This window comes from Pseudomonas sp. SIMBA_067 (assembly GCF_046534675.1).
Taxonomy (GTDB): Bacteria; Pseudomonadota; Gammaproteobacteria; order Pseudomonadales; family Pseudomonadaceae; genus Aquipseudomonas; species Aquipseudomonas putida.
Genome location: NZ_JAWRYH010001009.1, coordinates 1 through 249, shown reverse-complemented (window position 1 = coordinate 249; position 249 = coordinate 1). Strand labels below are relative to the sequence as shown.

The 249-nt window shown below is 52.2% G+C and carries 1 protein-coding gene; it reads left to right on the top strand.

Annotation, left to right across the window (positions count from 1 at the left end; translation table 11 throughout):
• Window positions 1-249: hypothetical protein (locus SB765_RS32265; protein ID WP_410932848.1), on the top strand; the 249-nt coding region annotated here is incomplete at both ends.

Below are 249 nucleotides of genomic sequence, written 5' to 3'. Positions count from 1 at the left end.
ACGCTGCAAGGCGATCGTTTTTTTCAGTTATTAATTCTTGTTGGTATCGGATTAAGCTTTTTCGTGCCCTTTGCACCGAAATCCTGGCCTGCTGCTATCGACTGGCACACCATCATCACCTTAAGCGGCCTGATGCTGCTGACCAAAGGTGTGGAGTTAAGCGGTTATTTTGATGTGCTGGGGCGCAAAATGGTGCGCCGCCAGCACCATAAACATCGCCAGCCGACGCTCCGTAGCAAAGCGGCGCAC